Origin of the sequence: Agrobacterium albertimagni AOL15, from assembly GCF_000300855.1 — a bacterium.
Taxonomy (GTDB): domain Bacteria; phylum Pseudomonadota; class Alphaproteobacteria; order Rhizobiales; family Rhizobiaceae; genus Allorhizobium; species Allorhizobium albertimagni.
Genome location: NZ_ALJF01000016.1, coordinates 113,203 through 135,095, shown reverse-complemented (window position 1 = coordinate 135,095; position 21,893 = coordinate 113,203). Strand labels below are relative to the sequence as shown.

19 protein-coding genes and 1 tRNA gene are annotated in these 21,893 nt (G+C 61.4%); 11 read left to right on the top strand and 9 right to left on the bottom strand.

The window, feature by feature from the left end; translation table 11 throughout:
* Positions 1 to 2 precede the first annotated feature (2 nt).
* From QWE_RS19940 to pyrC, 3 genes are all read left to right on the top strand, one after another.
* Complete coding sequence (locus QWE_RS19940) at positions 3 to 2,258, top strand: ATP-binding protein (protein WP_006727981.1); 2,256 nt, start codon at positions 3 to 5, stop codon at positions 2,256 to 2,258.
* A 17-nt stretch (positions 2,259 to 2,275) separates the two neighbouring features.
* Positions 2,276 to 3,361, top strand: a complete 1,086-nt coding sequence (locus QWE_RS19935) for an HD domain-containing phosphohydrolase (RefSeq protein WP_006727980.1) — start codon at positions 2,276 to 2,278, stop codon at positions 3,359 to 3,361.
* Between the two features lie 66 nt (positions 3,362 to 3,427).
* On the top strand, positions 3,428 to 4,465 hold the full coding sequence (gene pyrC, locus QWE_RS19930; protein WP_006727979.1) for a dihydroorotase: 1,038 nt from the start codon (positions 3,428 to 3,430) through the stop codon (positions 4,463 to 4,465).
* Positions 4,466 to 4,477: 12 nt separating this feature from the next.
* On the opposite strand, the gene QWE_RS24860 is transcribed toward pyrC, so the two are convergent.
* The gene (locus QWE_RS24860; protein WP_006727978.1) at positions 4,478 to 4,633 is read right to left on the bottom strand and encodes a DUF3096 domain-containing protein; all 156 of its coding nucleotides are present in this window, start codon (positions 4,631 to 4,633) and stop codon (positions 4,478 to 4,480) included.
* Between the two features lie 132 nt (positions 4,634 to 4,765).
* Here QWE_RS24860 and QWE_RS19925 point away from each other — a divergent pair, with 132 nt between their 5' ends.
* Together QWE_RS19925 and QWE_RS19920 are read left to right on the top strand one after the other, a co-directional pair.
* Entirely contained in the window at positions 4,766 to 5,458 is a 693-nt protein-coding gene (locus QWE_RS19925; RefSeq protein ID WP_006727977.1) for an orotate phosphoribosyltransferase, read from the top strand.
* Positions 5,459 to 5,535: 77 nt separating this feature from the next.
* On the top strand, positions 5,536 to 6,462 hold the full coding sequence (locus tag QWE_RS19920; RefSeq protein ID WP_006727976.1) for a carbohydrate kinase family protein: 927 nt from the start codon (positions 5,536 to 5,538) through the stop codon (positions 6,460 to 6,462).
* 38 nt (positions 6,463 to 6,500) lie between these two features.
* On the opposite strand, the gene QWE_RS19915 is transcribed toward QWE_RS19920, so the two are convergent.
* The 4 genes from QWE_RS19915 to QWE_RS19900 all read right to left on the bottom strand — a co-directional run bounded on the left by QWE_RS19915 (position 6,501) and on the right by QWE_RS19900 (position 10,979).
* Positions 6,501 to 6,731: an AbrB/MazE/SpoVT family DNA-binding domain-containing protein gene (locus QWE_RS19915; RefSeq protein WP_006727975.1), complete on the bottom strand. Its 231-nt coding sequence runs from the start codon at positions 6,729 to 6,731 to the stop codon at positions 6,501 to 6,503.
* A gap of 90 nt (positions 6,732 to 6,821) precedes the next feature.
* The gene (locus QWE_RS19910; protein ID WP_006727974.1) at positions 6,822 to 7,385 is read right to left on the bottom strand and encodes a hypothetical protein; all 564 of its coding nucleotides are present in this window, start codon (positions 7,383 to 7,385) and stop codon (positions 6,822 to 6,824) included.
* Positions 7,386 to 7,541: 156 nt separating this feature from the next.
* Positions 7,542 to 9,170: a glucose-6-phosphate isomerase gene (gene pgi / locus QWE_RS19905; RefSeq protein WP_006727973.1), complete on the bottom strand. Its 1,629-nt coding sequence runs from the start codon at positions 9,168 to 9,170 to the stop codon at positions 7,542 to 7,544.
* A gap of 102 nt (positions 9,171 to 9,272) precedes the next feature.
* Positions 9,273 to 10,979, bottom strand: coding sequence for a long-chain fatty acid--CoA ligase (locus QWE_RS19900; RefSeq protein WP_006727972.1), 1,707 nt, complete (start codon positions 10,977 to 10,979; stop codon positions 9,273 to 9,275).
* A gap of 229 nt (positions 10,980 to 11,208) precedes the next feature.
* Between QWE_RS19900 and QWE_RS19895 the strand changes: the two genes are divergently transcribed.
* Complete coding sequence (locus tag QWE_RS19895; protein ID WP_006727971.1) at positions 11,209 to 11,604, top strand: PRC-barrel domain-containing protein; 396 nt, start codon at positions 11,209 to 11,211, stop codon at positions 11,602 to 11,604.
* Between the two features lie 231 nt (positions 11,605 to 11,835).
* Here the strand turns inward: QWE_RS19895 and QWE_RS19890 are convergent.
* The 3 genes from QWE_RS19890 to QWE_RS19880 all read right to left on the bottom strand — a co-directional run bounded on the left by QWE_RS19890 (position 11,836) and on the right by QWE_RS19880 (position 14,106).
* Positions 11,836 to 11,911 (bottom strand) — tRNA-Thr (locus tag QWE_RS19890).
* 125 nt (positions 11,912 to 12,036) lie between these two features.
* Positions 12,037 to 13,098, bottom strand: a complete 1,062-nt coding sequence (locus tag QWE_RS19885) for a DUF1176 domain-containing protein (protein ID WP_006727970.1) — start codon at positions 13,096 to 13,098, stop codon at positions 12,037 to 12,039.
* A gap of 48 nt (positions 13,099 to 13,146) precedes the next feature.
* Positions 13,147 to 14,106, bottom strand: coding sequence for an NAD(P)H-dependent flavin oxidoreductase (locus tag QWE_RS19880; RefSeq protein WP_006727969.1), 960 nt, complete (start codon positions 14,104 to 14,106; stop codon positions 13,147 to 13,149).
* A gap of 260 nt (positions 14,107 to 14,366) precedes the next feature.
* Between QWE_RS19880 and QWE_RS19875 the strand changes: the two genes are divergently transcribed.
* Positions 14,367 to 15,548, top strand: a complete 1,182-nt coding sequence (locus QWE_RS19875; protein ID WP_006727968.1) for a hypothetical protein — start codon at positions 14,367 to 14,369, stop codon at positions 15,546 to 15,548.
* Positions 15,549 to 15,596: 48 nt separating this feature from the next.
* Here QWE_RS19875 and ppk2 read toward each other — a convergent pair whose 3' ends face one another.
* The gene (ppk2, locus tag QWE_RS19870; RefSeq protein ID WP_006727967.1) at positions 15,597 to 16,478 is read right to left on the bottom strand and encodes a polyphosphate kinase 2; all 882 of its coding nucleotides are present in this window, start codon (positions 16,476 to 16,478) and stop codon (positions 15,597 to 15,599) included.
* A gap of 204 nt (positions 16,479 to 16,682) precedes the next feature.
* Here ppk2 and phoR point away from each other — a divergent pair, with 204 nt between their 5' ends.
* The 4 genes from phoR to pstA all read left to right on the top strand — a co-directional run bounded on the left by phoR (position 16,683) and on the right by pstA (position 21,892).
* Entirely contained in the window at positions 16,683 to 17,939 is a 1,257-nt protein-coding gene (gene phoR, locus QWE_RS19865) for a phosphate regulon sensor histidine kinase PhoR (protein WP_006727966.1), read from the top strand.
* 189 nt (positions 17,940 to 18,128) lie between these two features.
* Entirely contained in the window at positions 18,129 to 19,163 is a 1,035-nt protein-coding gene (locus QWE_RS19860; RefSeq protein ID WP_006727965.1) for a substrate-binding domain-containing protein, read from the top strand.
* Positions 19,164 to 19,229: 66 nt separating this feature from the next.
* Complete coding sequence (gene pstC, locus QWE_RS19855) at positions 19,230 to 20,603, top strand: phosphate ABC transporter permease subunit PstC (protein WP_006727964.1); 1,374 nt, start codon at positions 19,230 to 19,232, stop codon at positions 20,601 to 20,603.
* On the top strand, positions 20,603 to 21,892 hold the full coding sequence (pstA, locus tag QWE_RS19850) for a phosphate ABC transporter permease PstA (RefSeq protein ID WP_006727963.1): 1,290 nt from the start codon (positions 20,603 to 20,605) through the stop codon (positions 21,890 to 21,892). The genes pstC and pstA overlap by 1 nt, the downstream gene beginning before the upstream one ends.
* Position 21,893: the final 1 nt, after the last annotated feature.

Below are 21,893 nucleotides of genomic sequence, written 5' to 3'. Positions count from 1 at the left end.
CAATGACGGGCGCCACAGCACGGAAATTTGCAGGCGGAGGCACCGTTGCCTTCGTCCTGCAGACCGTGTCTGCGGTGCTCCTGATCGTGCTTCTGGTGCTCTTTGTCGATATCGCGCGCCAATACCGGATCATGGAGGATGGCGTCCGCGAAAACTCCCTCTGGTCCGTCTATCAACTGGACCGCGAAGTGCGGCAGTTCAATCATAGCCTGACCGGCGTAAAGGGCGATCCACAGGATCCCCGGCTGCTCGACGAACTTTCCCTGCGCTACGACATCCTCTATTCCCGCGTCTCGATCCTCGATCAGGCAAAATTCGGGACCTATTTCTCCGGCGACGAGCATATTCGCGGCTACATCGCCGCCGTGACGGAAGGTGTCCGCAAGGTCCAGCCGATTTTTGATGCATACACGGCCGGGACAATGCCAGGTCCCGGGCAGTTGGAAGAACTCGACACAGTGCTGATTTCCATGGGGCGCGTGGCCGAGGATTTCCTGCTCTATACCAATACCCGAGTCAGCCATGAGCGGGCCGGCAGCCGGTCAACGATCCTCAACCTGGAGCGAACCTCCACCGTCATGCTGACCCTTTTGATGGTGTCGGTCGTCTTCCTCGTCGTCACGCTCAATCGACAGCTTCGCTCGGTCCGTCAGTCGAGCCACGAATTGCAGGTCATGGCGACTCAATTGAGCGAGGCCTATGAAGCGGCCGATGCCGGCAACCGCGCGAAGTCGCAATTTATGGCCACCATGGGCCACGAGATCCGTACGCCGCTGAACGCGATCCTCGGCATGTCCGAACTGCTCGAGCTCTCGGAGCTGCCCGACGACACGATCCAGAGCGTCAAAACCATCCGCTCGTCTGGCGAGGCGCTGCTCGAGATCATCAACGAGATCCTCGACTTCTCCAAGATCGAGCACGGCAAGCTCGAGCTGGAGGAGCGTGCCTTCGACGTTTGTGCGCTCGCTGAAAGCACGGTTAGCATCATCCGCGGCCGCGCCGACGATCACGAAAACACCGTGATCCTCGACCTGCCGGATTCCCTGCAGGCGCTCTACGTCAAGACCGACCCGACGCGCCTGCGTCAGGTTCTGCTCAATCTGCTGTCGAATGCCGTCAAGTTCACCCATCAGGGGACAGTCACTCTGCGCCTGCGTGACTTCTACCGCGAAGGCAAGCTGATGATCCGCTTCGAGGTGGAAGATACGGGCATCGGCATCGATGAGGCTGGCCTCGACAAGCTGTTCAAGCCCTTTTCCCAGGTCGATGCCTCGATCAGCCGTCGCTATGGCGGCACCGGTCTCGGCCTCACCATCTGCAAGCAGATCGTCGAGAAGCTCGGTGGCGAGCTGGGCATGAGCAGCACGGTCGGTGTCGGCTCGATCTTCTGGTTCGAACTGGGCGTTGTCCCGGTCACCCGCGAAGAGGCAAACGGCCTTGCTGCCAAGGTTGTCGCCGAAGAAACGCTTCCGCGCTGTCGCATCCTGTTGGTCGAAGACAACAAGGTCAACCAGATCGTCGCGACCCGTTTTCTGGCACGTCTGGGCCAGGACGTCGAGATCGCCAATGACGGTGCAGAAGCCGTGTCCATCTCTCGCGAACAAGCCTTCGACCTCATCCTGATGGATATGCAGATGCCCGTCATGGACGGCATTGAGGCGACGAAGCGGATCATCGCAGAGCGCGGTCCCTCTGCCGATGCCCCGATCATTGCCATGACCGCCAACGCCTCCGACGATGACCGACGCCGCTGCCTGGAAGCGGGCATGCAGGGATTTGAATCCAAGCCAGTGACACTTGAGAGATTGAAGAAAATGATTGCCCATACCACGTCTTCCGCCCGCGAAAGCGTGCCGGCAGCGGCCACGACAACCGCCCCCCAGAAGCTCGAATTGCCTGAGCTCGATCTTGCCGAAATCCCACTTCAGGCCATGCCGGCCCTTGGCATCGAGGGCCTTGACGAGGCGCGTCACGCCGAACTGGTCGATGCTTTGGGCGAAGAGGTGTTCCAGGAGCTGGTGGAATCCTTCTTCGACGATGCGACCGGTCTGCTCGACGAGCTGAACGAGGCCCTTCGCCGCAACGATCCGGAGAAAATCGACCGGGTCCTGCACACCATCAAGGGCGCGGCCTCGAATGTCGGGCTCAATGATTTGGCCGTCAAGGCCCATGCGCTGCGCAGCCAGAGACCGGCGGCCGCGGATATCGAAATGCTGGGCGAGGAAATTCTCGCGCTGAAATTCAAACTGGTTGCCTGAGAAGCACGGAGGCGTTCATGCGTATTTTGTTGGTGGACGACAACAGCACCAATCTGAAGCTCCTGACGAAGCTCGTCGCGAAGCTCGATCACTGCGAAGCCCTGCCTTTTGCGAGCCCCGACGCTGTGCTGTCAGCCCTGCCGGAGCTCGATTTCGACATCGCCATCATCGATTACCAGATGCCGGTCTATAACGGAGTGGAGCTCTATACGGAGATCGTCCGCTTCGAGAAATATGCCGAAGTGCCCGTCATCTTCGTTACCGCCGACAAGGACATGACCACTCGCATGGCGGCATTGAATGCCGGTGCGATCGATTTCCTCACCAAGCCGGTGAACCCAGTCGAATTTCAGGCGCGCGTGCAGAACATCGTCAGCCTCGCCCGTGCCCGTCGCCAGCTGGCCGACCAGGCCGAGTGGCTTCGCCGCGAGGTCGAACGTGCTGTGGGCGAACTGCGTGAACGCGAGCAGGAGATCATCCATCGCCTGACACTTGCGGCCGAGTACAAGGACCCGGAGACGGCCCGCCATACGCTGCGCGTTGCGGCCTATTCGGAAGCGATCGCGATCGAACTGGGTCTGCCGAGCCATGTCTGCCACGACATTCGGCTCGCGGCCCCAATGCACGACATCGGCAAGGTCGCGATGCCCGACACGGTTCTTCTGAAACAGGGCCGCTTGACTGAAGCCGAATATCGCCAGATGCAGTCTCACGCGGAGATCGGCAGCGACATCCTCGGGCGCTCCCGTTCCTCGCTGCTGCAACTGGCCTCGGAGATTGCAGCTAGCCACCATGAGCGCTGGGATGGACAGGGCTATCCGAACCGGCTCGTCGGGACCGCGATCCCGATCTCCGGCCGCATCGTCTGCGTGGCGGACAACTTCGACGCGCTGACGACGGAACGCCCCTACAAGCCGGCGTGGAGCTTCGAGCGCACAGTCGAGCATATCCTCGGCCGTGCCGGCACCCAGTTCGATCCGGATTGTGTGGCCGCCTTCGGGCGGGCGCTTCCGCGGATCCAGGCAATCATGGAGCAGGATCGCCGCGAGCAGATGGAAGAGGCCGACAAGGCGGTGGCTTCCGCGAACGAACGGGTCGCCTGATCCTTTGATCCGGCTGGATGGACATGCTAAGGGCGGCGAGTTCTCGTCAAGCCGGAGGCTCGCCCCATGTCATCCCTTTCCATCCGCCGCCCCGACGACTGGCACCTGCACCTGCGCGACGGCGCCATGCTGGAAGGCGTGATCGGCGACACCAGCCGCCACTTCGCCCGTGCGATCATCATGCCGAATCTCGTGCCGCCGGTGGTGACGACCGATGACGCGCGCGCCTATCGCGAGCGGATCCTGAAGGCGGTGCCACAAGGCGACCGCTTCGAGCCATTGATGACGCTCTACCTCACGGAACACACCAATCCTGATGATGTGGAGGAGGGCAAGCGCTCGGGCCTGATCACCGCAGTGAAGCTCTATCCCGCAGGTGCGACGACCAACTCCCATGGCGGCGTGCGCGACATGGAAAAGGCGATGCCGGTGCTCGAGCGCATGGCCAAGGTCGGGCTTCCGCTCTGCGTCCATGGCGAGGTAACAACGCCCGAAGTCGACATCTTCGACCGTGAAAAGGTCTTTATCGACACGGTTCTTGAGCCGCTCCGCAAGCGCCTGCCGGAGCTGAAGGTCACCATGGAGCATGTGACCACTGAGGACGGTATCCAGTATATCCGATCGGCCGATCGCAATCTCGCCGGCTCGATCACCACCCATCACCTGATCATCAACCGCAACGACATTCTCGTCGGCGGCATCCAGCCGCATTATTACTGCCTGCCGGTCGCCAAGCGCGAGAACCATCGCCAGGCGCTGCGCAAGGCAGCCGTCTCCGGCGATGCTAGGTTCTTCCTCGGTACCGACAGCGCGCCGCATGTCGATCCGTTGAAGGAATGCGCCTGCGGCTGTGCCGGCATCTACACCTCGATCAACACCATGAGCTGCCTCGCCCATGTCTTCGAACAGGAGGACGCGCTGGACAAGCTCGAGGCCTTCACCTCGTTGAACGGGCCGGCCTGGTATGGCCTGCCCGCAAACGAGGAGAGGATAACCCTCGTGAAGCGCGACGAACCGGTCGAGTTTCCGACGAAGATCTCCACCGGTGCGGGCCCGGTCACCGTCTTCGATCCGAAATTCCCGCTGCTCTGGGACGTTACCTGATCAGCGACGCGCTCAGGTTCCGAGCGAGCCGAGCTGCGGCCAGAGGCCAAGCACGCCGATCACGATCAGATAGATCGCGACGACATAGTTGAGCAGGCGCGGCATGATCAGGATGAGAACGCCGGCAATGAGCGCGACGAGCGGCTGGATGACGAGGATGTTGTCCATGGCTTTGTATTCCTTTGTGGTTCGACGAGCACTAAAGACCCGCTGACGAGGAATGTTCCATGGCGCGCCCATCTGGCGGGCGGCGCGGCTTGCTGCTATTGCGCTTCTGACCGTGTTTGACAGGAGAAAGCCATGATCCAGACCCCCTTCACCGATCCCGCCGTGATGGCCGAACTCGTGGCGAAGATGCTCTGGGAGATCAAGGCTGTGCATTTCAATGCGGCCGAGCCCTACAAGCTCTCGTCCGGCATGAAGAGCCCTGTCTATATCGACTGCCGCAAGCTTCTGTCCTATCCGCGTGTCCGCTCCACCGTGATGGATTTCGCCGCAGCCACCCTGATGCGCAATGCCGGCTTCGAGCAGTTCGACTGCATTGCCGGCGGCGAAACGGCCGGCATTCCCTTCGCAGCTCTGCTTGCCGATCGCCTCGGCCTGCCGATGATCTATGTGCGTAAAGCCCCCAAGGGTCATGGTCGCAACGCTCAGATCGAGGGCAACATGCCGGAAGGGTCGCGCGTGCTCGTCATCGAGGACCTGACGACCGCCGGCGGCAGCATGTTCAAGTTCATCGATGCAATCAGGGCTGCCGGCGGTGTGGTCGACCACGGCATCGCGCTCTTCTTCTACGGCATCTTCCCCGAGGCTGAGCAGCGTTTCGACGACGGCAAGGTCAAGCTCCACTACATCGCCACCTGGCGCAACGTGCTGGCGGTGGCCCGCGAACAGAAGCTCTTCGACGAGAAAACCCTGTCGGAGGTCGAGGCCTTCCTCGATGCGCCACTCGCCTGGTCGGGCCGCAATGGTGGGGTTTCGTCGCTCGGTTGAGCAAATGCCCGCAGTCGCACTGGAAATCGAGAGCGACTTGGTTTAAATCGATTGAAACTGAAGACTGGGAGGTCGAGATGATCCTGTGTTGCGGCGAAGCACTGATCGACATGTTGCCACGCGAAACCACGCTCGGTGAGCGCGCTTTTGCGCCCTATGCCGGCGGCGCGATCTTCAATACGGCGATAGCGCTCGGTCGGCTAGGCATCGACACCGGCTTCTTCACCGGCCTCTCCGACGACATGCTGGGCGACATCCTGCGCGACACGCTGAAATCCTCGGGCGTCGATTTCAGCTATTGCGCGACGCTCTCGCGCCCTTGCACGATCGCGCTGGTGAAGCTCACCAACGGTCAGGCATCCTATGCCTTCTACGACGAAAACACGGCCGGCCGGATGATATCAGAAGCCGATCTGCCCAAGCTCGATGACAGCTGCGAGGCCCTGCATTTCGGCGCGATCAGCCTGATCCCCGAACCCTGCGGCTCGACCTATGAGGCGTTGATGACGCGCGAGCACAAGACCCGCGTCATCTCGCTCGACCCGAACATCCGCCCCGGCTTCATCAAGGACAAGCCGGCGCACCAGGCCCGCATCGCCCGCATGGCCGACATGTCCGATATCCTGAAATTCTCCGACGAAGACCTCGACTGGTTTGATCTCCAGGGAACCCAGGACGAACGCGCCGCCTACTGGCTGACGCGCGGCGCCAAGCTCGTCGTCCTGACCAAGGGGGCTGAAGGTGCGACAGCCTATACCGCCAACTTCAAGGTCTCAGTGCCCTCGAACAAGGTCGAAGTCGTCGACACCGTCGGCGCCGGCGACACTTTCGACGCGGGCATCCTGGCGTCGCTGAAGCGTCAGGGCCTGCTGACCAAGGAAAAGGTCACGACGCTCTCGGAAGAGGCCGTACGCGACGCGCTGACGGTGGGGGCCAAGGCTGCCGCCGTGACCGTGTCGCGGGCAGGGGCCAATCCGCCGACGGCGGCGGAGATTGGGTTTTGAAGGGGCAGGCCGGCGGCCGGCGAGTTCATATGACGAACCTATCGCCAATCTGCCTCGTCTCGGTCAACCTTGAAGTCGGGCGGCAACCGTCCCCGGAAGGCTCGTAAGCGCTGAAGAAGATCTTGCGGGGCTGGCTTGCGGGCAACAACAAGCACACGCCAGTCGACAGCGCGAACTTCGATGTCATCGCCCTCCTTTAGGCTCAGCGCATCGACTACGCTTGCGGGAAGGCGAACAGCGAGGCTATTGCCCCATTTGGCGATCTTCATGGTGTTCCCCAGACATACGCTCTGTCAACTTTGTATCAAAGTCGCCTCAACTCAAACAGGGCCGCTTTGGGGGCTGGCCCGGTGAATTGGTCAAAAACTTTGCAGACCGTAGGTTCCAGCCTCGTCAAACTGGATCGGAAAGCGCTGTGATGCGACTTCGTCGAGCCCGAGATTGATCTTGGCCTGTTTCTCCAGGGCCTTGGTCAGCTTGTCGTTCGCCTCGGGATCCTTGGCGCTGTCAATCACGTCCTGAATGGACACGCCGAGTTTGTCGAGGCCGAGTTCCTTCTCCAGGCCCCGAACAGCGTCATCTCCGCCTTCCATCTTCAGTTTCCCGAGCGCTTTCTGCATGGCATCGACGAAGTCTTTTCTCGAGGCATAGTCGGCCTGATCGACGCCGAGGGCTTTGCCGGTGCGGTCGATCAGATCCATTTTCAGCTTGTTGATGCTGACATGGTTCACGCTGAAGAGGGATTCCGAAACTTTTGCCTGGGCCCGCGTCGGCTGCTGATCGCTGCTGACCTGCTTGCTCATGCCATTTGCGACCGCCAGCAAGTCGTCGGAACCAGCGGCTTGCTGCTGGCTCGTTTGTATGGGGCCTGTCTGCTGGAGGATCAGAAGAGCCGCTGAATTTATGGAGGGGACTGTTGTCATGGGATTCTCTCGCTAGCTCGATATATCCAGATCATGGACAATCCGAGCACCAGCGCCAAAGCCTCATGCAATAGCCGCGAACAGTGATTGAGTTCGCAACCTAGTAGCGAATCGTTAAAACTTCCAGATGCCGCATCAGATGGGAGTTCTCGCGACTTACACCTTCTTCCGCTCCGCCAGCGCCGAGACCAGCCCCGCCGTCGAGCTGTCATGCCCTGTGGCCGCAACCTTCCCCTGTACCACCGGCAACAGCCCCGTCGCCAGTTCCTTGCCAAGCTCCACGCCCCACTGGTCGAAGGAATTGATGCGGAACACGACGCCTTCGACAAAGACGCGGTGTTCGTAGAGCGCGATGAGGCGGCCGAGCGTGAATGGGGTCAGCTGCTCGTAGACGAAGGTGATCGAGGGGCGGTTGCCGGAGAAGACGCGGTGCGGGGCAAGGAAATCGGCCTCTTCGTCGGATACGCCCTTGGCGGTCAGCTGGCTCTTGGCTTCGGCAAGTGTGCGGCCCTTCATCAGCGCTTCCGACTGCGCCAGGCAATTGGCGATCAGCAATTCGTGCTGGTGGCGGAGTTCCGGCTCGAAGCCGTTGGCGGCGATCAGGAACTCGGCCGGGATCACGCTCGTGCCCTGATGGATCAGCTGGTAGAAAGCGTGCTGGCCATTGGTACCCGGCTCGCCCCAGACGACCGGGCCGGACGCGCCCTGGACTGGCTTGCCATCGATCGTCACGCTCTTGCCGTTCGATTCCATGTCGAGCTGCTGCAGATAGGCCGGAAAGCGCGACAGGCGCTGGTCATAGGGTAGGATCGCCCGTGTCTGATAGCCCAGGACATTGCGGTGATAGACGCCGAGCGCGCCGAGCAGCATCGGCAGGTTCTGCCGGAAAGGTGCGGTCCGGAAATGTTCGTCCATCGCATGGCCGCCAGCGAGGAACTCGCCGAAGTGGTCTGGCCCGATGGCGATCATCAGCGGCAGGCCGATCGCCGACCAGATCGAATAACGACCGCCGACCCAGTCCCAGAAACCGAAGACGCGGGCCGGGTCGATGCCGAAGGCCGCGACCTTGTCGAGCGCGGTGGACACGGCGCAGAAGTGGTGGCCGACGGCGGCTTCGCCGAGCGTGCTGGCAATGAAGGCACGCGCCGTCTGGGCGTTGGTCATCGTTTCGATGGTGGTGAATGTCTTCGAGGCGACGATGAAGAGCGTGGTCTGGGGTGCAAGCGTCTTCAGCGTGTCGGCGATGTGTGCGCCGTCGATATTGGAGACGAAATGCAGCCGCGGGCCGTCATGAAAGGGGGATAGCGCGAGCGTCGCCATGACAGGCCCGAGATCCGAGCCGCCAATGCCGATATTGACGACGTCAGTGATCGCCTTGCCGGTAGCACCCTTTATCTCGCCGGAGCGGATGCCGTCAGCGAACTTGCCCATGGCCTCGAGAACGCCGTTGACGTCGGGCATGACATCGCGTCCATCGACCATCACAGGACGGTTCGAGCGGTTGCGAAGCGCGGTATGGAGAACGGCGCGACCTTCGGTGAAGTTGATCGGCGCGCCCGAGAACATCTCATCGCGCTTTTCCGAAACGCCAGCCGCCGTCATCAGTTGCTCGAGCTGTTCGAGCACGTCGTCATTCACGGCGCATTTGGAGTAATCCATCAACAGATCGTCGAGCGAAGCGGAAAACCGGCTGAAGCGCTGCGGATCTGCGGCAAAGGCGGCGCGCAGGTCTTCGGCATGGGTGGCGGCGACCGTGCTCGTCAGCGTGTCGATGATGGATTGCATCGGAATGTCCCTGGTTCGACGATGATGCCGGGGACCTTATTAGTGAGTTGAGACGGGATCAAGACGAAGGGGAGGCTAGAGCCTCCCCAAATTTAAATCGATTTATTTTCCGTCGCGCAGCTCTCGCCTCAGGATCTTGCCGACATTGGTTTTCGGCAGTTCGGTGCGGAATTCTATGTAGCGCGGCCGCTTGTAGTTGGTGAGATTGGCAGCGCAATGCGCCTTTAGCTCGTCGATGGTGAGGTTCTCGTCCTTCTTGACCACGAAGAGCTTCACCGCCTCTCCCGAATGCTCGTCCGGCACGCCAACGGCGGCGCATTCGAGTACGCCGGCATGCATGACGGCCACTTCCTCGATCTCGTTCGGATAGACGTTGAAGCCGGAGACCAGGATCATGTCCTTCTTGCGGTCGACGATCTTCACATAGCCGCGCTCATCCATCAGGCCCATGTCGCCGGAACGGAAGAACCCGTCGTCGCTCATCACCTTGGCGGTTTCTTCCGGACGCTGCCAATAGCCGGCCATGACCTGTGGGCCGCGGATGCAGATTTCGCCGACTTCGCCGATCGCCATCGTGGCGCCGTCCTCATCACGGATCTCGATGTCGGTAGAAGGCAACGGCAGGCCGATCATGCCGGTGAATTCGCGCGCATCCAGGCGGTTAACGGTCGCGACCGGCGATGTCTCCGAGAGGCCGTAGCCTTCGGTGATCGGACGGCCGGTCATCTCGAGCCAGCGTTCGGCAACCGGACGCTGGATCGCCATGCCGCCGCCGAGCACCAGCATCAGCGACGAGAAGTCGATCTTCTTGAACTCGGGGTTGTTCATCATCGCGTTGAACAGCGTGTTGAGGCCCGGGAAGACATGCGCCTTGAAGCTCTGCAGCTCCTTGATGAAGGCCGGGATGTCGCGCGGATTGGCGATCAGCAGGTTGTGGCCGCCAAGCGCCACGCCCATGAGCGAATTCACCGTCAGCGCAAAGATGTGGTAGAGCGGCAGCGCGCAGACGAAGTTCAGAACGTCCGGACGGGACTGTCCGGCAAAGGCGGCCTCCAGCCACAGCGCGATCTGCTGCTTGTTGGCGAGCAGGTTGGCATGCGTCAGGGTGGCGCCCTTGGACACACCCGTGGTGCCCCCCGTGTACTGAAGGAAGGCGACGTCGCTCGACACCACGTCGACAGGCTTCAGCGTAAGCTTCTCACCTTCGGCTAGCATCGCCTTGAAGCCTTTGTGACCCGGGATAGACCAGGCCGGCACCAGCTTCTTCACCTTGCGAACGACCAGATTGACGATATGGCCCTTCAAGCCCAGCATGTCACCCATGGTGCAGACCACGACATGCTTGACGTCGGTACGCGCCACCACCTGCTCGACCGTATGGGCGAAATTCTCGAGCACGACGATCGCTTTGGCGCCCGAATCCTTGAGCTGGTGCTCCAGTTCACGCGGCGTATAGAGCGGGTTGACGTTCACAACCGTCATGCCGGCCCGCAGGATACCGTAGACGGTAACCGGATTCTGCAGGATGTTCGGCGTCATGACGGCAACGCGGTCGCCCTTCACGAGGCCCTTCGACTGCAGCCATGCCCCGACCTTGCGGGACTGCTGTTCCAGTTCGCGGAAGGTCATGCCGCGGCCCATGCTGGAGAAGGCGAGGCGATCGGCGAATTTCGCGCAGCTCGCTTCGAAAAGCGCCCCGAGCGAAGAATGCGCATGCGGTGCGATCTCGGCCGGAACCGATGCCGGATAGGAGTTGACCCAGATTTTTTCTGCGGCGCGGCCGCTGAGGCGGCTCAGGGTTTCCGTCATGTAATCCTCCCGAAAATCATTGGTCTGCCAGGCACGCCCTTTCGGGGCTGGTTCCTCCTCAGGTCCCGAAAGCTTATGCTTTCACACCGGCAGTGCAAGTGTGGGAAGGCTATATAACCTTGACGTAAACGTCAACATTGCGTCGCTCGGCTTTGCAAGTCGTTTGTGGGGAACCATGCGCTGGGGCGTCCGTTAACTCTTCATGCACAACCAAGAAGGAGGACTTCCCATGTTGCACGAAAACCGTAACACCGCCGCCAGCCAGGATCCTTACGTCAAGGACACCCCGAGCCTGATCGCCAGCGACAAGGTCGAAGGGACAGCCGTCTATGGCCGCGATGGCGACCGTATCGGCTCCATCCAGCGCGTCATTCTGGAAAAGAAGGGTGGCCGTGTCGCCTACGCCGTTCTGGGCTTTGGCGGCTTCTGGGGTATCGGCGACGATTACTACCCGCTCCCCTGGGAAAAGCTGACCTATGACGAAAGCCTTGACGGCTATCGCATCGACCTGACCAAGGAGCAAGTCGAGGGTGCACCGCGCGCCACTGACGACAGCGACGACTGGTATCGTAACAATGGCCGCTCGGTCTATGACTACTATGGCGTTCCGCCATACTGGATCTGATCGGAGGATCACCACTATGCCGTGGAAGGGCCTCGCTTGTCGGGGCCCTTTTGCTGTTCGGATCGATGGAATTGGGTAAAGTGGACGGCAGCGTAATCGCGCTGCAGCAGGAGAGACGTCAATCAACCCGCCCGAGCCCGTACTAAAGTTTACGGCACTCGCGCCCGACGGCGCTCATGGCACAGAATGGCCGAGTGGGAAAGGGACGGGCCCTAGAATTATCTTGGAAAATGGTGCCGCTTGCAGGACTCGAACCTGCGACCCCATCATTACGAATGATGTGCTCTACCACCTGAGCTAAAGCGGCGCCCGCTGTGCAGGGAAAAACCCCGTCGCGTTTGGTGAGGGGCTGATACAGGGATTGCCTTCTGATTTCAAGACGCATTTCGGCGGCGGCGGAAAAATTCCGCAGCCGCCGCGCTGGCTTTCCGTTTACCGCAACGGCCAGGTCTTCGGCCAGTTCTGAAGATCGATGGTCTCGTTTTCGTCGATTTCGGCCGGGCAATCCCGGAATGCCTCCTCGACGAGCACGAGTTGCGGGCCAATTGCGCCCTCGGCGAGCTTCCATTCGTTGAAGGTTCCGCAATCGCCCACGCCGCGTCCCTTGAAGAAGGCCGAGAAGGTCTTTGCTTCGTAATCATAGCTGAGATTGAAGGCGCTGGTTGTCGCACTCGGTGCGCCCTCCTGCATCGTCGGGAAAGGCAGTGTCGAAACGGTGCCATAGACGTCCACGAAGACGGCGTAGGGAAAGTTGTAGGCGCCACCCATGCCGCAGGGCGTCACATAAAGCGTTTGCTCCTCGGCCAGCTTATGGGCAAGCGCGTTGCCCTCGAGCATGGTTTCTTCCGTTTCTGCGCATTCGCCGCCATCGGCGAAGCGGGCGCGGACCGTCTCGGGAAAGTCGGAGAAGCGGCGGATGTCAGAGACTGGCGGCGGTGGATTTGGGGCCTTGTCGCCCTTGGCGCTCATGGCATCTAGGTGACCGACACGTCTCTGGAATTCGTCAATGAAGAGCAGGCTTGCGGCAGCGCCAGCCAGCGGGATCTCGCCTTCCGCGGTCATTTGACCGCGGGAGATGGTGATCTTCGCCGTGGTGCCATTCTTCAGGCTGTCGATCAGGCCGTTGCCGATGAAGTCGCCGGACAGCGAGAGAGCGGCGGCGTTGGCGTCAACAGCGATGTCGCCGTTCTGAAAGCTCACCGGCGCCCCGCCATCGATCGAAATCGCAACGGCAATCTCACCCTCGCCCTCAAGAAGCGCGGTCTCGGACGGGGAGATCAAGAGCGCGACGGGCGCTTCCGGCAAGCCGCTGCGCTGCAGCTCGAAGCCTGAGACGGGGCTGTCTGAGATGAACTGGCGCATGCTGCAGGACAGTGTCTGCGAGCAGCTCACCTGCCAGGATTTGAACTCCTTATAGGCGCCGTCGGCAGCGTTGACGGCAAAGGAGCTGCCGGCCAGAGCGGCAAGCGTTAGGCTCAAGATGGAAAGGCGCATGTCGGGTCCCCGCAAATCAGTGTTGCGGGGACGCTAGCAGCGGCAGTCTCAGCCGCAAATCGCCTTTTTTGCGCCTATATATTCGCGCTCCAACCGGTCGACCACGGCCGCGACCGGCTCGACGGCCTTCACCGCCCCGATGCCCTGGCCGCAGCCCCAGATATCCTTCCAGGCCTTGGCCCCGGTGGTCGCCTTGTCGAAGTCCATCTTCGAGGGATCGGCAACCGGCAGGTTGTCGGGATCCATGCCGGCGGCAACGATCGACGGCTTCAGATAATTGCCGTGAATGCCGGTAAAGTAGTTGGAATAGACAATGTCGTTGGCATGGGCGTCGACGATTGCCTGCTTGTACTCGGCGGATGCACGTGCCTCTTCAGTCGCAATAAAGGGCGAGCCGATATAGGCCATGTCGGCGCCCATCGCCTGGGCAGCAAGCACCGCACCGCCATTGGCGATCGCCCCGGCGAGCAGAAGCGGCCCATCGAACCATTCCCGGATTTCCTGGACGAGGGCAAAGGGCGAGAGCGTGCCGGCGTGGCCGCCCGCTCCGGTTGCCACCGCAATCAGGCCGTCGGCGCCCTTGCGGATCGCCGAATTGGCATGGCGGTTGTTGATCACGTCATGCAGGACGATGCCGCCATAGGAATGCACGGCGGCATTGACCTCCGGCACGGCGCCGAGCGAGGAAATGACGATAGGCACCTTGTATTTGACGCACATCATCAGGTCGTGCTCGAGCCGCTTGTTCGACATGTGAACGATCTGGTTCACCGCGAAGGGGGCGGCCGGACGGTCCGGGTTGTTCGCGTTATGAGCGGCGAGATCCTCGGTGATTTCGGCCAGCCATTCGTCGAGTTGTGCCTCCGGCCGCGCATTCAGCGCCGGAAACGAACCGACGATTCCCGCCTTGCATTGGGCGAGCGTCAGTTTCGGATGTGATATGATGAAGAGCGGCGAGGCGACGACGGGGAGCCTCAGATTGTCTTTCAGGATCGGCGGCAGGGCCATCACTTCACCTCCCATGAAGTTTACGTTTACGCAAACGTCAAATAACAGATCATGGACGCCGAGGAAAGCCGGTCCTATGGTCAACGGCGCTGCGCGTGTCCATTTGTGGGGTCCTTGCCATCGGCCTCTCGGCCTCATTCCTGTGTTTATTCGGCCCCATACGGGTTTTCCGGGCTTGTGCTTGAAATATCCAGAGTTTACCGAATCGAAACTATGATTGCGATGTGGCTGGGGCGATCCCCGAAGGAGTATGGCGGCCAATGAGCGGATTGGAAACGGCCATCAGAAACGCCTTGGAGCGCGCCGACCGCTCGAATGCGGAGGCCCGGGCTCGGGTCTATCAATCCGCCCGCCAGGCCCTCGAAACGGGCCTGCGCAAGCAGAACATCGACGACCCCGAAGCTGTGAACCATCAGCGTCGCCGGCTGGAGGCGCTGATCCATTCCATCGAGCTCGAAGAGCGCGCCCGCCTGGAGGTGCGGCCCGAACCGGCCGCACCACAGCCGACTGCGCCAGTGCCGCCGCCCCCTCAGCGGGCCGCCGAGCCGCCGGCACCAACGCCGTCCGACCGGCGAACCGGTCGTGTCGAACCCGGTTTCACCGCGGGTGATCCGCCACGCGGCGCTCACCCCGCCTATCGCGAGCCCTCCTTCGACGAGGAGGCTGAGTTTGAGCCGAGAGCTTCTGTCGAGGCCCATGCCGATGACGAAGGGCCAATGCCCGACATGCGGTCCGAACGCCCGTTACGTGCGCCGCGCCGGCGTCGCGGGGTAGTCGCCCGGCTGACGATCATGTCGATCTTCCTCGCGACGCTTGGGATCGGCGCATGGTGGATCTACTCTTCCGGGTTGCTGCTCACGGATGCCGAGCGCGACACCTCCGTACCCAATCCGCCGCCGCGCGCGGAATCGGAAGACTTTACCGGAGCGCCAGAGGAGGCAGTCCCGGCCGGATCCGCCGGACCGCAGGCGCTCGATGCACGCGGTGGCTTCTCGGATGACTGGGTCGAGGTCTTTGCCCCACAGCAGGTCTCGGCGCTTCGTCCCCGCGCCAACGCGCTCGTCGACATCGTCACGGCCAGCGACGGCAGTGCCGCGCAGATCGTCTCGCGCAGCGGTGACGAGGCTGGCGTGATCGAAGTGACGGTCCCGACAGAGGTCTTGCGTGAAATGGCAGGCCGCACCTCCACGATTGCGCTCACCGTGCAGTCGATGGATGACGAGCCGGTCCAGATCTCCGTCGAATGCGATTTTCCGCGCATGGGCGACTGTCCGCGCCATCGGTTCACGGTCAACCCGCAGAAGCTCGATGCGCTGTTCCGCGTCTCCTTCGACAACGGAATGGCACCGTCCACCCCGGGTCGCCTCCTGATCAATGCGGATCTCGCGGGCACCGGACGCGGCGTGAACCTTTACGCGATCCGCGTGCTGCCCGGCCAGTGACGGTCGCGGACGCGGGATGAGGTGGGGGCAGACGGCCCCACAAAAAGGTCACTTCAGGAAGTCGGGGCCGCTGCCGATGATCTTCTTGTCGAGCTTGCCGATCTTCTCGATGTCCTTGCCCTCGTAGTCTAGCGACAGCAGCATGTGGCGGATGAGGTTCAACCGCGCGCGGCGCTTGTCATTGGCGTGCAGCACCGTCCACGGCGCACGCTCGGTGTGGGTTTCCTTCAGCATCCGGTCGCGCTTTTTCGTGTAGTCGTCCCACTTGTGCAGGGCGGCAATATCCATCGGTGAAAGCTTCCAGCACTTCAGGGGATCGTGCCGGCGGTCATGAAAGCGCTTGAGCTGCATTTCCTGGCCTGTATCGAGCCAGAATTTGAAGAAGCGGATGCCTTCCCGTTCGATCAGCTTCTCGAAGCGCGGCACCTGCTCAAGAAAGCTCTCGTACTGATCGGGCGTGCAGAAGCCCATGACCGGCTCGACGCCGGCGCGGTTGTACCAGGAGCGGTCGAACAGAACGAATTCGCCGGCCGTCGGAAAGTGCGAGACATAGCGCTGGAAATACCATTGGCCGCGCTCGGTTTCCGTTGGCTTGGTCAAGGCGACCACGCGGGCGGAACGGGGGTTCATATAGGAAAGCGTCGCATGAATGGCGCCGCCCTTGCCGGCCGCATCCCGGCCCTCGAACAAGGCCATCACGCGTTCGCCGGTCTTCTGCATCCAGAACTGCACCTTCACCAGCTCGATCTGAAGCTGGATGAGTTCCTTCTCATAGTCCTTCTCCGAGAGCTTCTTGTCATAGGGAAAGCCCCCGGACTTCAACGCCTTGTCTTCGATCCAGTCCGGCAGGTCCGGCAGGTCGATGTCGAAGACCTGTTGGGTTCCTCCGACCGAAAGGGTGACTGCCCTGCTTTCCGTTTGCGCGTCCATCCTCGGCTCCCTGTGCCATGTAAATTGCCAATGACCTTACTTGAGCCCAAGCCGAAATGAAGTTCAAGCATCTCGGTTCCATCTGGAGGCGCCTCGGTCGATCCACCGGGGAAAGGCCGGCCAAGCGATGGCACAGCGGTGTAACTTCTGTCATGAATCAGGACTATCAGGCTTGAACCAGGACAAGGCGGGGAATGCGCGCGAATGCAGGACGATAAGGGTGACGGATGGCGCAAAGATCTCCGGCGGCTGCTTTCGGCCTGGGTCTATATTCTCGCTGCCGCGGTCCTTTCGGTCAGCGCCTGGGCGACCGGTGCTGCCACCGGATACGCCATCCTGCTGTTCGTCCTGCTCTTTCTTCTCGTGGTTTTTCGGCAGCTGCCGGCGGAAGACACGCCGGTCGTGACGACGCTGGACGTGATGGTGCCCAGCCCGCCGGCTGATCCGCTTCCCCTTATCCTGGCATCGCTCGACGGCCTTGATATGCCGATCTTCGTCCTCAGCCCTGAGGCTGAGCTGGTCGCCCAGAATCAGGCAGCGGAGAAGGTGTTCGGCGAGCTTGTCGCCGGCCTGCATGTGTCGACCCGCTGGCGCTCCCCCGGCATTCTCGACATGATCCGGGAAACGACCGAAACCTCCCAGCCGAACCAGATCGAACATTCCGAGCGTCATCCCTCCGAGCGGGTCTATGTTGTGCGCGTAGCACCGATCGACGCCGACAAGGCAGCCGGCGTTTCCTACTTCCTCTTGTCGTTCAGGGACATATCCGAGCTACGTCGCCTCGATCGCATGCGCAGCGACTTCGTTGCCAATGCCAGTCACGAGTTGCGCACGCCGCTCGCATCGCTGCGCGGGTTCATCGAGACCATGCAGGGCCCGGCCCGCGACGATGCCAAGGCCAAGGACCGGTTTCTCGCAATCATGCTCGATCAGGCCAACCGCATGAGCCGCCTGGTGGATGATCTCCTGTCCCTTTCGCGGCTGGAGCTGAAGGCCCATGTGGCGCCGGACCAGAGCGTGGAGCTCGCGCCGATCCTCGGTCATGTCAGGGACAGTCTCGCTCCGCTGGCCGCCGAACTTGGCGTCGAGATCCGGCTCGATCTGCCCGAGGAGAAGATCGAGGTTCTGGGCGAGCGCGACGAGCTCGTCCAAGTCTTCGAGAACCTGATCGAAAACGCCTGCAAATACGGTCAGGATGGAGAAGTGGTGGAAGTTGCGCTGCGCCGGGACCCTGGCGGTGCGACGGAGGTCAGCGTGCGCGACCACGGTCCTGGCATTCCGGCGGAACATGTGCCGCGCCTGACCGAGCGATTTTACCGCGTGAATGTCGAGGATAGCCGCTCGAAAAAAGGGACCGGTCTGGGCCTTGCCATCGTCAAGCATATCCTGACCCGCCATCGTGCGCGCCTGATCGTCAGGTCCGAGCTTGGCGAGGGCAGCGTCTTCACCGTCCGTTTTTGACATAAAACGGTGTGATTGCGCGATGCGCCATCACTAAGTTGTTGTAATTCAACATCTAATTTTGTCACAAATGTTTCATCGAACTGACATAAAAGCAAGGGCGAAGAGCCGCTAAGACGTCTCTGCCGGGGCGCGACAGACGCGATCGCGGTCCTCAGACACACAAGCCCATAAAACGGGAGATGGAACATGAACGCTCTGAAACTTACCGTAGCCGCTCTGGCTGCATCCGTAGTATTCAGCGGTGCCGCAGTTGCTCGCGACCAGATCAAGGTTGTCGGCTCCTCGACGGTATTCCCCTATTCGCAGGCAGCTGCCGAAGAATTCGCCAACAAGACTGGCTCGGCTGCTCCGGTTGTTGAGTCCACCGGCACTGGCGGCGGCTTCAAGGCATTCTGCGGCGGTATCGGCCCTGACTTCGCCGACATCACCGGCGCATCGCGCGCCATCAAGGACTCGGAAGTCGAGCTCTGCACTGCCAATGGCGTGACCGACATCACCGAAGCCCTGATCGGCTACGACGGCCTCGCCATCGCTCATTCGCGCGCCGGTGCTGCGCTCGACCTGACCGAAGAGCAGATCTTCAAGGCTCTCGCTGCTGAGCTTCCGGATGGCAATGGCGGTTTCGTTGCCAACCCGAACAAGAAGTGGTCGGACATCGACGCTTCCCTGCCGGCGATCGACATCATCGCTTTCGGCCCCCCGCCGACATCTGGTACCCGCGACGCTTTCGTCGAACTGGTCATGCATGACGGCTGCAAGGACCTGCCTGGCATGGCAGATCTCCAGAAGGCTGACGCCGACAAGTGGAACGAAGTCTGCTCGCGCATGCGTCAGGACGGTCCCTTCGTTGAAGCCGGCGAGAACGACAACCTGATCGTTCAGCGTCTCGAATCCGATCCGAACGCCATCGGCATCTTCGGCTATTCGTTCCTGTACGAAAACAGCGACAAGCTGGTCGGCGTGAAGGTCAACGGCGTCGAGCCGAACTTCGAAACCATCGCTGACTTCTCCTATCCGGTCGCCCGTCCGCTCTACTTCTACGTGAAGAATGCGCACCGCGACGTTATCCCGGGCATGAAGGAATTCCTCACCGAGTTCACTTCTGAAGAAGCCCTGGGTCCGGAAGGCTATCTCGCTGAGCGCGGCCTGACCCCGCTCTCCGACGACAAGCGCAAGGAAGTTCAGGACGCCGTTTCCGGCGCCAAGAAGCTCGGCTCCTAATCTGAGCGTACCAACATCGCCGCCCGCCATGATGGCGGGCGGTTTTCATTGTGTTCAGGGGGTCGTATGTCTGGATATCTGTTCGGCTTGATGGCGCTTGCCGCATTTATCGTCGCTTTCATGGGGACGGGGCGCGCCAAGGCGACAGCCGGTTCCGCATCGGGCATCAAGGTTCATTCCCGTCCGATCTATCACGGCTTGAATGCCGCGATCTGGACCGGTATCCCGGCTTTTATCTTCCTCATTCTCTGGCTTCTCGGTCAGGACAACATCATCAATCAGCTGGTCATGGCCTCGTTTCCGGGCTCGGACATGATGGAGGGGCCGCAAAAGGCGCTTCTCATCAGTGAAATCCGGCAGGTGGCGTCTGGGAACATCTTCCGCGAGCCTTCTCCGGAAGTTATGGCCGCAGTCGAGCATTTGCGGTCGCTTCAGCAGATAGCCAATGTTGCGATCATTGCGGTCGTTGCGTCCCTGGTGGTGGTTGGCGCCTTCTTCGGCATGCGGGTGATCAGCACGCGCTACAGGGCGCGTCACAGCGTCGAGCGCGCCGTCACCCTGTTCATGCTGTTCTCCTCCATCGTTGCGGTTCTGACGACAGCAGGGATCGTCTTCTCGCTGCTCTACGAGGCCTATCAGTTCTTCACGAAAGTGCCGATCACCGAGTTCCTCTTCGGCCTGCGCTGGGAGCCTCAGATCGCCATCCGTGCGGACCAGGTTGCGGGACAGGGCGCTTTCGGCATGATCCCGGTCCTGTTCGGAACCATGGTGATTTCGTTCCTCGCCATGACTGTTGCCGTGCCGACCGGTGTCCTGTCGGCCGTCTATCTCACGGAGTATGCAGCGCCCGGCTTCCGCGCGACGGTCAAGCCGCTGCTGGAAATTCTCGCCGGTATCCCGACCGTCGTCTACGGCTTCTTCGCGGTTCTCACGGTCGCACCAGCGATGCGCAATCTCGGCATCTTCCTCGGGGTCGATGCCGCGCCGAACAGCGCGCTGGCTGCGGGTGGGGTCATGGGTGTGATGCTCATCCCGTTCATCTCCTCGCTCTCGGACGACGCCTTTGCGGCCGTCCCGCGGGCGATGCGTGAAGGATCCTATGCACTCGGTGCCACCAAGGGCGAAACCATCCGCAAGGTTCTCCTGCCGGCAGCCCTTCCGGGTATCGTGGGCGGCATTCTTCTCGCCCTCAGCCGCGCCGTTGGCGAGACCATGATAGTCGTCATGGCGGCGGGCCTCATCGCCAAGATGACCCTCAACCCCTTCGACTCCGTCACGACGGTCACTGTCCAGATCGTGACGCTGCTCATTGGTGACACCGAATTCGACAATCCGAAGACGCTTGCCGCATTCGCCCTCGGTCTCGTGCTGTTCATCATCACGCTGGGCCTCAATCTGATCGCGCTGCGTACCGTCCGCAAGTATCGGGAGAAGTACTAATGGCCCAGGAAACCAGCACTTTGGCGCCTCCGATCAACTGGCAGTCCGATGCAATGAAGTCGCTTCGCAAGCGTCGTTACGCAGCGGACAGACGCCTTCAGGCCTATGGCATCATTGCGATCAGCTTTGCACTCGGCTTTCTCGCAATCCTCATCAGTTCGCTGGTGTTGACGGGTTACAAGGCGTTCACGCAGACCGTCGCGACGATTGAACTCGACCTTTCAACCGCTGGCATAGATCCGAATGACATTGCGGGTGCCAACTGGCGCAATATCGTGCGCGAAGGTATGAAACGCCCCCTTGGCGATCTCGAGGGACCGCAAGAGCGCGACTTCTTCGCGATGTTCACCTCCTCGGCTCCGTTCATCGTGCGAGACGCAGTGCTCAAGGATCCGACGAAGCTCACCGGTACGTCGAGCTTCGTCATCCCGATGGCCGACCCGATCGATCAGTTCGCCAAGGGCGAGATCAGCCGGGATCTGCCGGAAAACCAGCGCCGCGTGAACGACCGCCAGATCGCGCTCTACGATCGTCTGGAAGCCACGGGCGTGCTGTCCTCGCCGTTCAACTGGGGCCTGTTCTTCAACTCCGACAGCCGCTTCCCCGAACTGGCAGGTCTCGCGGGTGCCATCTCCGGCTCGTTCTGGCTGCTGCTGGTCTGCTTCCTGATCAGCTTCCCCGTCGGCATCGCTGCGGCGATCTATCTCGAGGAGTTCGCGCCCAAGAACAAGTGGACGGATATGATCGAGATCAACATCAACAACCTGGCCGCGGTGCCGTCGGTGGTGTTCGGTCTCCTCGGTCTGGCGGTCTTCCTCGGCTGGTTCGGTCTGCCGCGCTCGGCGCCGCTGGTGGGTGGTCTGGTCCTGTCGCTGATGACGCTGCCGACCCTGATCATCGTCACCCGCGCAGCCCTGCAGTCGGTGCCGAGCTCCATTCGTGAAGCAGCACTCGGTGTCGGCGCGTCAAAGCACGAAGCGATTTTCCATCACATCCTGCCGCTGGCCATGCCGTCCATCCTGACCGGCACAATCATTGGTCTGGCCCAGGCCCTTGGCGAAACGGCACCCCTGCTGTTGATCGGCATGAACGCCTTTATCACCAGCCCGCCGGCCGGCGTGATGGAAGCCTCGACCGCGCTTCCGACGCAGATCTACATCTGGGCCGACAGTCCCGAGCGAGGCTTTGTCTCGCGTACATCCGCCGCTATTCTCGTCCTGATCGGCTTCCTTGTCGTGATGAACGCCATAGCAATTTTCCTGAGACAGCGCTTCGAGCGTCGCTGGTAGT